The organism is Aeromonas sp. R2-1 (genome assembly GCF_040908425.1).
Classification (GTDB): domain Bacteria; phylum Pseudomonadota; class Gammaproteobacteria; order Enterobacterales; family Aeromonadaceae; genus Aeromonas; species Aeromonas caviae.
Map to the genome: position 1 here is coordinate 134,381 of NZ_JBFODR010000031.1, position 12,615 is coordinate 146,995.

The window sequence follows — 12,615 nt, forward strand, 5'->3', positions numbered from 1 at the left end:
AGCGCCCATGAAAGAGAGCAAGATCGGGCTCTGGTCCCTCACTGCGCTGGTGTTCAGCTCCATGGTGGGGGCCGGCATCTTCAGCCTGCCCCAGAACATGGCCGATGTGGCGGGCGCTCGCGCCGTGCTGATCGGCTGGGCCGTCACCGGGGTCGGCATACTGGCGCTGGCCATGAGCTTCCTTTACCTGTCGCGGCTCAAACCCGAGCTCGACGGCGGCATCTACAGCTATGCCCGGGCCGGCTTCGGCGAGCTGGTGGGGTTCTTCTCCGCCTGGGGATACTGGCTCTGTGCCACCATCGGCGTGGTGGGTTATCTGGTGATCGCCTTCGCTGCGCTGGGCAGCTTCGTCGACACGCCGGAGCGGGTCTGGTTTGGCGAGGGCAACACATTGGCAGCTTTTGTCGGCGAGTCCTGCATCCTCTGGGCGGTGCACCTGCTGGTGGCCCGCGGCGTGCAGCAGGCGGCGCTGTTCAACCTAGTGGCGACCCTGGCCAAGAGCCTGCCGCTGCTGCTGTTCATCCTGTTCGCCTGCTACTGGTTCGATCCGGTCACCTTTGCGGCGGATCAGGAGGGCAGCACCCTGGCGGTACCGGTCTCCGAGCAGGTGCGCAACACCATGCTCATCACCCTCTGGGTCTTCACCGGCATCGAAGGGGCAGCGGTGCTCTCGGCCCGGGCGAGAAACAAGCGGGACGTGGGCACCGCCACCGTGCTCGGTGTGGTGCTGGCGCTGCTGCTCTATGTGCTCATCTCGGTGCTGGCGCTCGGAATATTGAGCCGCCCGGAGCTTGCGGCCCTGCCTAACCCCTCCATGGCGGGATTGATGGCCCAGATGACCGGTTCCTGGGGCAAGTTGCTCATCAGCGCCGGCCTCATCGTGTCGGTGCTCGCCTCCTACGTGAGTTGGACCCTCTTCTCGGCCGAGGTGCCGTTCAGCGCGGCGCGTCACGGGGCCTTCCCGGCCATCTTCCGGCGCGAGAACCGCAACGGCACCCCCATCGCCTCGCTCTGGCTCACCAGCCTGACCGTGCAGGGCTGCTTGCTGCTGGTGTGGTTGCTTGGCAAGGGGTACACCAACCTGCTGCTCATCTCCACCTCCATGATCCTGGTGCCCTACCTGCTGATCGGCCTCTTCCTGCTCAAGCTGGTCTTCAGTGGCAAGGGGGGGCAGGGCCGCGGCCTGATGCAGGTGGTGGCGCTGGTGTCGAGCGGTTATGGTTTCTGGCTGCTCTACGCCGCCGGGGTGGAGTACCTGCTGCTGTCGCTTCTGCTCTACGGGCCGGGTCTGCTGCTGTTTCTCTACAGCCGTCGCCAGCTCGGCGCCGAACAGCGGCTCAGCGGTCGCGAACGGCTGCTGGCCGGGGTGACGCTGCTGAGCCTGATCCCCGCCGTCTGGTCCTTCGTTCACGTCTGACCTGGGGGTTGTCCCTGTCATAAAAAAGAGCGCCCCTGGGCGCTCTTTTTTATCTTGGTCGGTGGGTCAACCGCTGGTGGGGCCCGCCGGTTTGCCAAACAGCACGGCGAGCTTTTGCCGCCAGGGGAGGCCCCGGGCCTCTTGCAGCATGTCGCGCCACTCGTGGAAGGTGAGGATGAGGGGGTTGAAGCTGTGGATTGGCTTGGTGATGCCGAAACGGCACGGCTCGCCCAAGTCTTCTTCCACGAAGGTGCCAAACAGCCGGTCCCAGATGATGAGCACGCCGGCGAAGTTGCGATCGATGTATCTGGCGTTGCTGGCGTGGTGCACCCTGTGGTGGGAGGGGGTGTTGAAGATCCATTCAAGTTTGCCCAGCTTGCCCACCACCTGGGTGTGGACGAAGAACTGAAAACCCAGGCTCAAGAGCACGGTGGCCACCACCGCCTCGGGGGGAAAGCCGATGAGGATCATGGGGATCCAGAACAGCCACATGCCGGAGACCGGGTACATCAGGCTCTGGCGAAAGGCGGTGGAAAGGTTGAGCCGCTCCGAGCTGTGGTGCACCACGTGGGAGGCCCAGAGCCAGCGCACATGGTGGCTCGCGAAGTGGAACAGCCAGTAGCAGAGATCCTGCAACAGAAAGAGCAGCAAGAGGCTCCACAGGTTCAGCTCGATATCGAATAGTCGCCAGCCCCAGAGTGTGTCATAGAGATAGGCGATGGCAATGGCTGCCAGGGCATCGCCCCCCTGATGCATCAGTGCCAGGGTGGCATTGGCGAAGAGATCCTTCCACTGGTAGCCCGCCGTGGGATAGGCGGCGCCGTGTTTTCGCAGGTAGAGCATCTCCCAGCCGATGAAAACCAGAAAGAGGGGCGAGAGGTAGAGCAGGAGCAGTTGCACATCCATGTGAGCCATCCGGTTGGACCAGTTGGATGTCAGCATACCGGATGATGTTAAAAACTCATTAACATTTGATGGTGATCCTCCTGTCTGACGCGGCCCGGCCTTGCCCTCCCTGTTTACACTGAAGAAGGAGCGCGCGCGGCATCTACCGCAAGCGGCAGTACCTTGGGAGGGAGAGAAAATGAACGGGACGCCTGTTTGTCTCATGCTCGGCCTGCTCAGTGCGAGTGCGATGGCCAATGACAGTTTCAACAGCGAGTTGAGCCATGTTGTCGGTGGTGCGGCCATGGGGGCGGGCTTTACGGCCATCGCGGATCACTATGGCTATCGGGAGCACAGGGGCTGGATTGGTTTTGGCATCTCGACCGGCATCGGCATCGCCGCAGAGCTGATCGAGCGGGCCAGTGGTCAGGGGTCCTTCTCCGCCCTGGATGCGGGGGCCAATGCGCTGGGGGCCGCCGCCGGTGCCTACGGGACGGATCGCTGGCTGCTGGCACCCGTGGTGCTGCCCGAGCAGCACTTCGCCGGCCTGACGGGCATGTATCGATTCTAGGTGCGAGCCACCTGGAACAAAAAAGGGAGCCTGGGCTCCCTCTTCTTGATTTGCATGACACCGCTGCGCGGTTGATCGAGCCCGGGTTTGCCCCTTTACCGGATTGCCAATATCGGTGCGCTCGTCAGAGTACCTGGCTCAGGAACTGGCGCAGGCGCGGGGAGGGGGGATTGTCGAAGAAGTCGGCGGGTTTCTCGTCCACCAGCAACTCGCCGCTCTCCATGAAGAGCACCCTGTCCGCCACTTCCCGGGCAAAGCCCATTTCGTGGGTCACCACCACCATGGTCATCCCTTCGCGGGCCAACCCCTTCATGACGTCCAGCACCTCTCCCACCATTTCGGGGTCGAGGGCGCTGGTGGGTTCGTCAAACAGCATGATGCGCGGCTGCATGGCGAGCGCCCGGGCGATGGCCACCCGCTGCTGCTGGCCGCCGGAGAGCTGGGAGGGGTAGCTCTGGGCCTTGTTGGAGAGACCGACCTTGAGCAGCAGGGCCTTGGCCCGCTCCTCAGCCTCCTGGCGAGAGAGTCCTCTCACCTTCTGGGGGGCCAGGGTGATGTTGTCCAGCACCGTCAGGTGAGGGAAGAGATTGAAGGACTGGAACACCATGCCCACCTCTTCCCGCAGCTTGTTGACATCCCCGGGTTCGGTGAGGCTGATGCCGTCGACCACGATATTGCCATCGTTGATGGTCTCCAGCTGGTTGAGGGTGCGCAGGAAGGTGGACTTGCCCGAGCCGCTCGGCCCCACGATCACCACCACTTCCCCTTCGGCCACCTGGGTGCTGACGTTTTTCAGGGCGTGCACCTCGGTGCCGTAGAACTTCTCTACACCGGTCGCCATGATGATGGGATCAGTTGCAGCGCGCATAGTTCACCTCCAGACGACGCACCGGTAAGGGGCAGGGAGTGCCGGTGATGGCAGAACGTTTCGACACCGATGGCGCCTTGATAACGGGATCAGTTGCTGCGCGCATATTTCACCTCCAGACGACGCACCAGGAAGGAGAGAGTGCCGGTCAGCACCAGATAGAGCAGGGCCACGGTGAACCACACCTCGAACGGGCTGAAGGTGGAGCTGACCACTTCGCGCCCCGCCTTGGTGAGATCCGTGATGGAGATGACGGAGACCAGAGAGGAGTCCTTGATGAGGTTGATGAACTGACCCGCGAGCGGTGGCAGCACCCGTTTGAAGGCCTGGGGCAGGATGACGTAGCGCATGGTCTGGGCCGAGGTCATGCCAAGGCTTCTGCCCGCTTCCATCTGCCCCTTGTGAATGGAGCTGATGCCGGCGCGCACGATTTCCGCCACGTAGGCGCCGGTGAAGACCGCGAGCGCCGCCACACCAGCGGTGAATCGGTCGAGGTTCAGCACGGTGCCGATAAAGAAATAGACGATGAAGATCTGCACCAGCAACGGGGTGCCACGGATGAGCTCCACATAGGTCACGGCCAGGTTGCGCAGGGCCGGATTGGGGGAGAGGCGGGCGAGCCCGGCCAGGGTGCCAAGCAGGATGGCGAAGATGCCCGCCACCAGGGAGAGCTTGACCGTGACCCAGACGCCCCAGGCAATGGGGCCGGCGGTCCAGCTCAGTTGCACATCCAGGGTATCGCCGAGGAAGACGGTATCCCCTTCAGCCAGCTGGGAGCCCCTGGGAGCGATGGCCTGACGGCGGCTGGGGTCGAGATCGTCTTGCAGGAAGAGCTGTCCCTTGTCCGCCACCACAGTGCCGTCAAACTCGGCATAGTGTTTCTGTTCTGCCTGATAGGCGATGTACTGGGGAATGCGTTCCCAGCGCCAGGTGTAATCCACTGCCTGCACGGCCTTGTAGATGCCGAAAATGGCGGCCAGCACCAGCAGCAGGAAGATCCCGTGCCAGAGCAGCTGATTGGGCTGTTTTTCCATCTGTCTTGTGAGTTTGGGGTTGATCACTGTCACAACCTCTTTTGTCGTTATCGTGTGGGGAGTCTGCGTGAAGGGGCGGCATGCCGCCCCTTTGAGAGGTTATTTGAGCTGGTTCAGCCAGGCGGTGGATTCAAACCACTTCTTGTAGAGACGGTCGTAGCTGCCGTCGCCCTTGATCTGGCGCAGGTAGTTGTTGAACCAGTTGAGGGTGTCCTGATCCCCCTTGCGGATGGCCCAGGCCAGCGGCTCGAAGGTGAACGGCTTGTCGAGGTGCACCACGGCGCCCTGGTTCTGGGACGCGAAGATGGCGTTGTAGGGCAGGTCGTAGACGAAGGCATCCACCTTGCCGTTGATCACTTCCAGCTTGGCGTCATCCTGGGTTTCAAACTGCAGCAGGGTGGCCTTGGGGATCATGCGCTTGACCGCTTGCTCGCCCGTGGTGCCGAGTTTGACCGCGATCTTGTATTTGGGATCGTTGAGGTCCTGGAAGGATTTGATTTCGCCCGCCTTGTCCTTGCGAAGCACGATGGTCTGGCCGACGACGATGTAGGGATCGGCAAAGTTCACGCGCAGGTTGCGCTGGGGAGTGACGGTCATGCCGCCCATGATGACGTCGAACTTGTCGGTCAAGAGCGCGGGGATGATGCCGTCCCAGGCGGTGTTGACGAACTCCACCTTCACGCCCATCTCCTTGGCGACCATCTTGGCGAGATCCACGTCAAAGCCGATGTACTGGCCCTGCTTGTTGGTCATCTCGAAGGGTTGATAGCCGGCATCGAAGCCGACCCGCAGCACACCGCGTTCCAATACGGCATCCAGGGTGGAAGTGGGCGCGGCGTTGGCCAGCCCGCACAGCAGCAGGGTAGAAAGAATGAGTTTTTTGATCATAAATGACGTCTCTGTCGTAAATGTGGTCGGCCTTGAACCTGCTCCCGTGCGACTCCATGGCACAAGAGACTGCTGCATCCGGCAGCAGGCAAGACAGGATTATTGTCTTGGTCGGGGCAAAAGCCCCATATGAGATTCTATGAATGGTTCGTTGGATGAAAAATGTACCAAAACCTGTTTGTGCCAGAAGACTCAATAAGTTATGGAGACTTTTATCCCTCGTGGTGACTCATAAAACCACATGAAAACAACATATCTATCTAATGGCGCCGGTTCAAGTGCAAAATATCCGGCGGCCGTCTCGGTGGAAAATCCGGGCACAGACAGGGCGTTGTCCGGCCCGCTTCAAGGGGAGTAGGGCGTGCGAGCCGGGCAAATATTTTTGCCCGGCCCATAGGCTCCCTCTGTGTCTTGTCATGGGCTTCCCATATACTCAGCCATCCCCATTGGAAGGTTCGGGAATGGACGCCTCAATTCTGCTCAATCTGGACGTATTTACCCTGATGTTGATGGCCCTCGGGGGCTACAGCCTGGGATTCATCACCCTCTCCATCATCTGGTCGACCCACAGGGAAATACCCGGTCTCGGGCTCTGGTGGTGGTCCAGCCTCTGTGCCCTGGCGGCGCAATCGCTCTTCTTCATGCAGGCGTTTGCCCCCCATATCGCGGGGATCTGGCTGGCCAACCTGCTCATCACCTTCTGCCTCGCCCTGATGCCACTCGCCATCCAGCGCTTCTTCGGGGAGCCGCCAAACTGGCGGGCCTTCACCCTCTTCATGCTGGTCTACCTGCTGATCCTCTGCTGGAGCGTCATCTTCAACGACAAGATGGCCCCCCGGGTGCTGCTGGCCTGCCTGAGCTACATGATGGTGGGGGCGGTGATTGTATGGCTCATATGGCGCCATGGTTACCCTGACTATCTGCCCGCAGTGCTGGTGTTCACCGTGGTCAACATCCTGCTCTACGGTTTCAATCTGGTGCGCATGGGGGCCCTGCTCGGCGGCGAGGTGCGGGTCCTGATGGATCAGCATGCGGTCAATGTGCTCCCCTTCCTCTCCATGCTGATGGGCAACTATCTGTCGACCTTCGGGGTGCTGCTGCTCTGTACCCAGTACCGGGCCCTGGCCCTGCGTCGACAGGCCAGCCAGGACCCCCTGACCGGCCTCCTGAACCGGCGCGGCTTCATGGATCACTGCGTGACGATGGCAAGGCAGGGGGCGCTGGTGGTGCTGGATCTCGACGACTTCAAGCAGATCAACGATCGCCACGGTCACGAGACCGGGGACAGGGTGCTGGAGGCGGTGGGTCGCTATCTTGCCGGCCAGCGGGATCTGGTGGCCAGCCGCTTCGGCGGGGAAGAGTTTGTGCTGCTGTTGCCCGAGAGGGACCCCCTGGCCCAGCAGGCGCGCTGCGAGCAGATCCGCCAGGGAATAGAAACGCTGGGGCTGAAGGGGGTCCGGGTGACTGCCAGCCTGGGGTGGGTGCCCAGCGCCCGTGAATGGCACTTTGACACCCTGTTCAGCCAGGCAGATCGCGCTCTCTATCAGGCCAAGCGGGAGGGCAAGAACCGGATCTGTCAGGGGGCCTGATCCCCCGTCAGGTCATGCCCGGCCGGTGGCCGTCGGCTCCGACCGGACAAAGACATACCGAGTCAACCACCTGGTCGCATCAGACCAGTGTGGTCGCCTAGACGCCTGTCAGCGGTGCAGCTCCCCCGCGCGTTCCGGCTGATAGACCACTTCCAGGATCTCCACCTGGATGGTGCGACCGGCCGGCCCCGGCCAGGCGATGCTGTCACCCACCTTGAGCCCCAGCAGGGCGCTGCCCACTGGCGCCAGCACGGAGATCTTCGATTCGTCCCCCTGCACATCCTTCGGATAGACCAGCGTCAGGCAGAAGTCGTTGCCACTGTTTTGCATCTTGAAGCGCACCGTGCTGTTCATGGTCACCACGTTCGGCGGCATGTCGGCGGGTTCGCGGATCTCGGCGCGATCCAGCTCCTCTTGCAGGGCAAGGTGCTGGGGGTGGTTGCCAAGCAGCTGTTCGATGCGATCCAGATCCAGGCTGGAGATGACGAGATGAGGCTGTTTCATAGGGTATTTCCTTATCAATGACTGAAGGGACCAGGATGACGGGCAGACTGGTCGACAAAAAACGGTGCAAGGGTAAAAAGCAGACAGCAAAAGCGATGCCCCCGAGCGACTCGCGCAGCGGGGCGAGGGCGGGGGCTCAGCGGGGTGTGAGCGTACTGGAAAAAATCATGATTGCTTTCATGGAGATACCATAACCATTCTGGGGTGGTTTGGCAATTGGACTGACTTTCTCATCAGGGAGCCTGGTAATCGTACTGGTGCAGGATGCGCGCGAGACTGCCATCCTCCCTCATTTCCTGAATGACCCGGTGCCAGCGCAGCGCCTCGCTGCGGGAGAAGCGGGGACTGGCGGCCAGGTAGAGGGTGCTCTGCTGCAAGGTCTCGCCCCGCACCAGATCCGGGAGCGGCAGACCCGCCCGCTGCTGGTTGTAACGGGCGGTGTTCCAGGCCACCGCCCAGGCCTGGATGCGGCCGCGCGCCAGCTTGCTGGCGTTGCTGACCTCCTCGGTGACCAGCTCCCGGGTCACCCCTGTCAGCGGTTGGATCAGGCTCTGGCTATGGGAGCCACGCATCACGCCAACGGTGAGACCTGGCAGTGTCTTCATGGAGAGCGGCGCTGGATGGTGACGGCGATGGCTGACCAGCACGAAGGCCTCCTCCAGCAGGGGGGCAATCCAGAGAAACAGTGGTTCGCGCTGGGGATTTCGGGCCGGGGGCAACAACAGGACATCCGGGCGGTGGCTGGCCTGGCTGAGGGCGCGAGCCAGCGGCATCAACTCGATCTCGAGCGGTTCCCCGAGGCGGCGGGCAGCCTCCTCCAGCACCTCGATGGCCATGCCGCTCGGCGCACCCTGCTGGGCGCGGATCACATAGGGGGGAATGTCTGCGGCCACGACGACCACGGCACGGGCCGAAAAGGCGCAGACGATCAGAGGGGAGAGCAGCAGAAGCAGAGTAACAAGGCGCATGGATGTTCGGGTCCGGGATGAGTACAGAGAGTGTAACATCCCGTTACGTCATGTCAGCCAGGCGATTGCCGCCTGGGGGGATCAGTCGAAGAAATCCCGCAGATCCAGGGTCTGGTACCCTGCCAGTTGCTGCCAGGGGAGGGTCTTTGGCAGCGTCTTGAGCGTCACCTCCATCCGGTAGCTGCGATAACCGTCGAGGCTTGCCGACTCCACCACCAGGGGCAACTGCCAGCGGCTCGACCAGAGGATGCGGGTACGCTGGCGACCTTCGCGGGTCTCATACCAGTTCGCCTGGTCGGGGGCGGCCTCATCCAGCGGTGTCATTCCCTCCAACAGGGAAGGGTTGATGAGGTGGCGGATCCGCGCCCACTCCGGCTTGAAGGCCACCTGGCCGTACTCCTCCTGCGGCACCTCCACCAGCTGGTTGTGCCAGGCATCGGCGTAGCGCAACTGGAGTGCGTCTCCCTCGCTGCGGGTGACCCAGCGTGCCGCCATCTGGTGAGTGAAGTGTTTGTGGCCGGGGCGGGCATCATGGGTGGCGTGATAGGCACGGGCCAGGGGAACGGGAATGAGCCGCTGGCTCCACACCTGGTCACCGACCCGCAGCCACTTCTCCTGCCACTGGCTCTCCCGGGTGATGCCGTCGCTGCCGGTCACCCTGTCCACGTAGCGGATGCGGGCGGCCAGATCGGGCACCTCGTCGGCCAGGAGGGGGAAGGAGAGGGCGCTGCCCAGCAGCCATAAAGAAAGCAGATATTTCATCATCGTCTCTCGCTCGATGGAAAACGGGCCCGGCGCGGTGCCGGGCCCCTTTATCACAGGCCGAGGGCCTCCCTGAGCTTGCCGAACACCCGGGTGTTGTCGAGGGTGCCCTTGAACTGGCTGCTGCCGGCGCCGCCCGCGAACAGCATCACATCGCCGCCGCCGTGAGTCTCGGAGCCGAGCTTGACGCCGGTTTCCTGCAGGTAGTCATCCGCCATCACCTCATCGCTGGTGAGGGTGGGGCGCTGGTCCTGGCGGTTGGGGCCGTTGCCGAATACCAGAGTAGTGAACGGCTTGCCGTCCGCGTCGTTCTGGGTCGAACCATCGGCGTTCTTGACCAGATCCAGCACCTTGTTGCCCTTGGCGGAATAGCCGTTGATGGTCATGGTGTGGTCGTGGTCGGCGGTGACCACGATCAGGGTATCGCTCAAATCCACTTTGCCGAGGGCCGTCTTGACCGCCTCGTCCAGCGCCACCGCATCGGTCAGGGAGCGCTTGGCGTTGGTGGCGTGCAGGGCGTGGTCGATACGTCCCCCCTCCACCATCAGGAAGTAGCCCTGGCTGTTCTGGCTGAGCAGATCGATCGCCTTGGCGGTCATCTCGGAGAGGGACGGCTGGGTACTGGCCGCCCCCTTGGCGACGCGGTCCAGTTCGTAGTCGAGGTGGGATTTGGTGCTGAACAGCCCCAGCACCTTGCCCGAGTTGACGGCAGAGAGCTCATCCTTGGTGGTGACATAGCGGTAGCCCCGGGCGGTCAGCTCGGCGGTGAGATCCCGGCCGTCGGCCCGGCCGCCCTTATTGCTGGCGCTGTAGGGCGTCCAGTGGTTGGCGCCGCCCCCCATCAGCACATCGACCCCATCCCCCAGCGCCTGGTTGAAGCCGGCTCCGCCTGGTACCGCCTGCTCGGCGATGGCGTAGGCCGCATCCCGGTGGCAGATATGGGAATAGGTCGCCGCCGGGGTGGCATGGGTCAGCTCCGTGGTCGTGACGGCCCCCACCGACTTGCCCGCCGCCTTGGCCAGCTCGAGAATGGTGGGCACCGGGCTCCCGTTGTCGCTGGTGCAGTTGTTGATGCCCTTGTTGCCGTTGGCATCCTTGGACGGTGCCACGGCCCTGGTGTCGCTGCTCATGGCGATCACCTCGTTGTTCATCTTGACGCCGGTGGTGTAGGCCGCCATGGAGGGGGCTGAGTCCGTGGTCTGGGCATCGTGGGAGAAGGTCTTGATGCGCGCGCTCTGGGGCAGTTTCATCATCTCGAGATCCCCCTCTTCCCCCACCTTGAACAGGCGGGTGGCGGTGAGCACGGTGGGGCCCATGCCGTCACCGATAAAGAGGATGACGTTCTTGGCATCGGCGGCGTGCGCCTGGGAGAGGCCGCCAAGCGTGCCGAGCAGGGCGGTGCAGACCAGCGTCTTTTTCATGGTGATGTTCATCCTGATAATCCCTTACAGCTTGGCCGCAGCCTTGATCTTGCCGAACACGGCGGTGTTGTCGAGAGAGCCGTGGAAGCGCTCCGCTCCCTGGCCGATGGCGCCGAGGAAGACATCGGTACCGCCGTGGGTCTCGTTGCCTATCTCGCCCACCTTGACCACCACCTCCTGGTGATAGTCGTCGGCGGAGGTGGTGGCGTCGTCGAGGGCCGCCACGCTGCTGCGCGGGCCGTCCACCCGGTTGTAGCCGTTGCCAAAGCCGATGATGGTGTAGGGCATGCCATCGCTATCCTTGCTCGGCTCGCCGGTCTCGTAGTTCTTCACCAGCCCGAGCACGCCCGCATTGCCTGCCGTGGTCTTGCCGGTGCGCTTGGCGTAGCCGTTGAGCACAAGCGTGTGGTCATGGTCGGCGGTGACCACGATCAGGGTGTTTTTCAGCTCGGGATCGGTTTTCTTCACTTCATTGATGGCGGCCTGGATGGCGTTGTCGAAGGCGAGGGTATCCTGCAGGGCACGCTTGGCGTTGGTGACGTGCAGGGCGTGATCGATGCGCCCCCCTTCCACCATCAGGAAGTAGCCCTTCTCTTTGTCCTTGAGCTGTTTGATGGCGGCCAGGGTCATCTGGGCCAGTGATGGCTCGCTGGCGGGCCGGTCCAGGTCATATTTCATGTGGCTTGAGCCAAACAGGCCCAGCAGCGGCTTGCTCGCATCGGCCTGGTTCAGCTCGTCCAGGGTGGCGGCAAACTGATAGCCCTTCGCCTTCATCTCGTCGATGAGGTTTCGACCATCGGTCCGCTTGCCCTTGTCGGCACTGGGCAGGAAGAAGCCGCTGCCGCCTCCGAGCACCACATCCAGCCCCTCCTTCAGGGCGCTGTTGTAACCGCTGCCCCCCGGCACCATCTGGACGGCGATATCAGCCTCCAGATCCCGGTTGCAGATATGGGCATAGGTGGCGGCCGGGGTGGCGTGGGTGACCCGGGTGGTGGTGACCACGCCGGTGCCGCGGCCATCGGCCTTGGCCAGCTCCAGCAGGGTGGTCACCGCTTTGCCGCCGCTCTGGCTGCAATCGCTCTCCTGGGTGGCGTCGCTGTCCATGCTGATGACGCCGTTGTTGCTCTTGACCCCGGTCATGTAGGCCGCCATGGAGGGGGCCGAGTCGGTCACCTGGGCATCGTGGGAGAAGGTCTTGATGAAGGCCGTTTCCGGCAGGGTGTCGATGGTGAGGCTGCCCTCTTCGCCGACGCCATAGATCCGGGAGGCGGTCAGGGTGTTGAGACCCATGCCGTCGCCGAGGAAGAAGATCACGTTCTTGGCGCTGGGTTCCGGGGTGTTGCTGTCGTTGTTGGAGTTGCAGCCGGCGGCCAGGGCGGCGCCTATCATCACTGCAAGTCCTGCCATCTTTCTCATTGGGGTTCGCTCCTTGTGAAACCTGAGCGCAGCCTAGAGGGGGCAGATGACACTTTTAGTGAAGAGAGATGACAATACGGTGAAAGCGTCTTGTAAATGTTATCTTATATCAATGGGTTATGTTGATTGTGTTCTGCCACTCACCTCCCGGTGGCGTGGCGGGCATCCGGCCACCCGGGTGACAACACCCGGCCAGAATAGCCTGTCAAATCGGGGCCGCAGCAGGTAAAATGCGCCCCCTTGCGATGAGTGCCAGCGGTCTGGCGCATCACCACGCACCCGCAACCCCGAG

Annotated in this window: 12 protein-coding genes; 3 read left to right on the plus strand and 9 right to left on the minus strand. The window is 62.8% G+C overall.

The genetic code is table 11. The features are described from left to right. Window positions 1-7 precede the first annotated feature (7 nt). Window positions 8-1,417, plus strand: coding sequence for a basic amino acid/polyamine antiporter (locus AB5Y80_RS11425; protein ID WP_102948618.1), 1,410 nt, complete (start codon window positions 8-10; stop codon window positions 1,415-1,417). Window positions 1,418-1,483: 66 nt separating this feature from the next. Here the strand turns inward: AB5Y80_RS11425 and AB5Y80_RS11430 are convergent, their stop codons facing one another. Next, the gene (locus tag AB5Y80_RS11430) at window positions 1,484-2,323 is read right to left on the minus strand and encodes a sterol desaturase family protein (RefSeq protein WP_368172944.1); all 840 of its coding nucleotides are present in this window, start codon (window positions 2,321-2,323) and stop codon (window positions 1,484-1,486) included. Between the two features lie 178 nt (window positions 2,324-2,501). On the opposite strand from AB5Y80_RS11430, the gene AB5Y80_RS11435 reads away from it, so the two are divergent. Continuing rightward, window positions 2,502-2,873, plus strand: coding sequence for a hypothetical protein (locus AB5Y80_RS11435; protein WP_368172939.1), 372 nt, complete (start codon window positions 2,502-2,504; stop codon window positions 2,871-2,873). Between the two features lie 124 nt (window positions 2,874-2,997). Here AB5Y80_RS11435 and AB5Y80_RS11440 read toward each other — a convergent pair whose 3' ends face one another. From AB5Y80_RS11440 to AB5Y80_RS11450, 3 genes are all read right to left on the minus strand, one after another. After that, window positions 2,998-3,741 (minus strand): amino acid ABC transporter ATP-binding protein, encoded by a 744-nt coding sequence (locus tag AB5Y80_RS11440; protein WP_273542210.1) that lies wholly within the window; start codon window positions 3,739-3,741, stop codon window positions 2,998-3,000. Between the two features lie 89 nt (window positions 3,742-3,830). After that, complete coding sequence (locus tag AB5Y80_RS11445) at window positions 3,831-4,775, minus strand: amino acid ABC transporter permease (protein WP_368172945.1); 945 nt, start codon at window positions 4,773-4,775, stop codon at window positions 3,831-3,833. Window positions 4,776-4,874: 99 nt separating this feature from the next. Then, complete coding sequence (locus AB5Y80_RS11450) at window positions 4,875-5,663, minus strand: transporter substrate-binding domain-containing protein (RefSeq protein WP_010675255.1); 789 nt, start codon at window positions 5,661-5,663, stop codon at window positions 4,875-4,877. A gap of 461 nt (window positions 5,664-6,124) precedes the next feature. On the opposite strand from AB5Y80_RS11450, the gene AB5Y80_RS11455 reads away from it, so the two are divergent. Continuing rightward, the gene (locus tag AB5Y80_RS11455) at window positions 6,125-7,252 is read left to right on the plus strand and encodes a GGDEF domain-containing protein (RefSeq protein WP_048207967.1); all 1,128 of its coding nucleotides are present in this window, start codon (window positions 6,125-6,127) and stop codon (window positions 7,250-7,252) included. 108 nt (window positions 7,253-7,360) lie between these two features. Here AB5Y80_RS11455 and rnk read toward each other — a convergent pair whose 3' ends face one another. The 5 genes from rnk to AB5Y80_RS11480 form a co-directional block, all read right to left on the minus strand. After that, complete coding sequence (rnk, locus tag AB5Y80_RS11460) at window positions 7,361-7,756, minus strand: nucleoside diphosphate kinase regulator (protein WP_048207966.1); 396 nt, start codon at window positions 7,754-7,756, stop codon at window positions 7,361-7,363. A 233-nt stretch (window positions 7,757-7,989) separates the two neighbouring features. Then, window positions 7,990-8,724: an ABC transporter substrate-binding protein gene (locus tag AB5Y80_RS11465; RefSeq protein ID WP_223956500.1), complete on the minus strand. Its 735-nt coding sequence runs from the start codon at window positions 8,722-8,724 to the stop codon at window positions 7,990-7,992. Between the two features lie 81 nt (window positions 8,725-8,805). Then, window positions 8,806-9,489: a hypothetical protein gene (locus AB5Y80_RS11470; RefSeq protein ID WP_041215862.1), complete on the minus strand. Its 684-nt coding sequence runs from the start codon at window positions 9,487-9,489 to the stop codon at window positions 8,806-8,808. 50 nt (window positions 9,490-9,539) lie between these two features. After that, on the minus strand, window positions 9,540-10,907 hold the full coding sequence (locus AB5Y80_RS11475; protein ID WP_174218574.1) for an alkaline phosphatase: 1,368 nt from the start codon (window positions 10,905-10,907) through the stop codon (window positions 9,540-9,542). A gap of 24 nt (window positions 10,908-10,931) precedes the next feature. After that, window positions 10,932-12,323: an alkaline phosphatase gene (locus AB5Y80_RS11480; RefSeq protein ID WP_368172940.1), complete on the minus strand. Its 1,392-nt coding sequence runs from the start codon at window positions 12,321-12,323 to the stop codon at window positions 10,932-10,934. Window positions 12,324-12,615: the final 292 nt, after the last annotated feature.

Excerpts from the sequence above, each read along its gene's own strand:
- AB5Y80_RS11425 (WP_102948618.1), top strand. The coding sequence starts at position 8 with ATGAAAGAGAGCAAGATCGGGCTCTGGTCCCTCACTGCGCTGGTGTTC.
- AB5Y80_RS11430 (WP_368172944.1), bottom strand. The coding sequence starts at position 2,323 with ATGGATGTGCAACTGCTCCTGCTCTACCTCTCGCCCCTCTTTCTGGTT.
- AB5Y80_RS11435 (WP_368172939.1), top strand. The coding sequence starts at position 2,502 with ATGAACGGGACGCCTGTTTGTCTCATGCTCGGCCTGCTCAGTGCGAGT.
- AB5Y80_RS11440 (WP_273542210.1), bottom strand. The coding sequence starts at position 3,741 with ATGCGCGCTGCAACTGATCCCATCATCATGGCGACCGGTGTAGAGAAG.
- AB5Y80_RS11445 (WP_368172945.1), bottom strand. The coding sequence starts at position 4,775 with ATGGAAAAACAGCCCAATCAGCTGCTCTGGCACGGGATCTTCCTGCTG.
- AB5Y80_RS11450 (WP_010675255.1), bottom strand. The coding sequence starts at position 5,663 with ATGATCAAAAAACTCATTCTTTCTACCCTGCTGCTGTGCGGGCTGGCC.
- AB5Y80_RS11455 (WP_048207967.1), top strand. The coding sequence starts at position 6,125 with ATGGACGCCTCAATTCTGCTCAATCTGGACGTATTTACCCTGATGTTG.
- rnk (WP_048207966.1), bottom strand. The coding sequence starts at position 7,756 with ATGAAACAGCCTCATCTCGTCATCTCCAGCCTGGATCTGGATCGCATC.
- AB5Y80_RS11465 (WP_223956500.1), bottom strand. The coding sequence starts at position 8,724 with ATGCGCCTTGTTACTCTGCTTCTGCTGCTCTCCCCTCTGATCGTCTGC.
- AB5Y80_RS11470 (WP_041215862.1), bottom strand. The coding sequence starts at position 9,489 with ATGATGAAATATCTGCTTTCTTTATGGCTGCTGGGCAGCGCCCTCTCC.
- AB5Y80_RS11475 (WP_174218574.1), bottom strand. The coding sequence starts at position 10,907 with ATGAAAAAGACGCTGGTCTGCACCGCCCTGCTCGGCACGCTTGGCGGC.
- AB5Y80_RS11480 (WP_368172940.1), bottom strand. The coding sequence starts at position 12,323 with ATGAGAAAGATGGCAGGACTTGCAGTGATGATAGGCGCCGCCCTGGCC.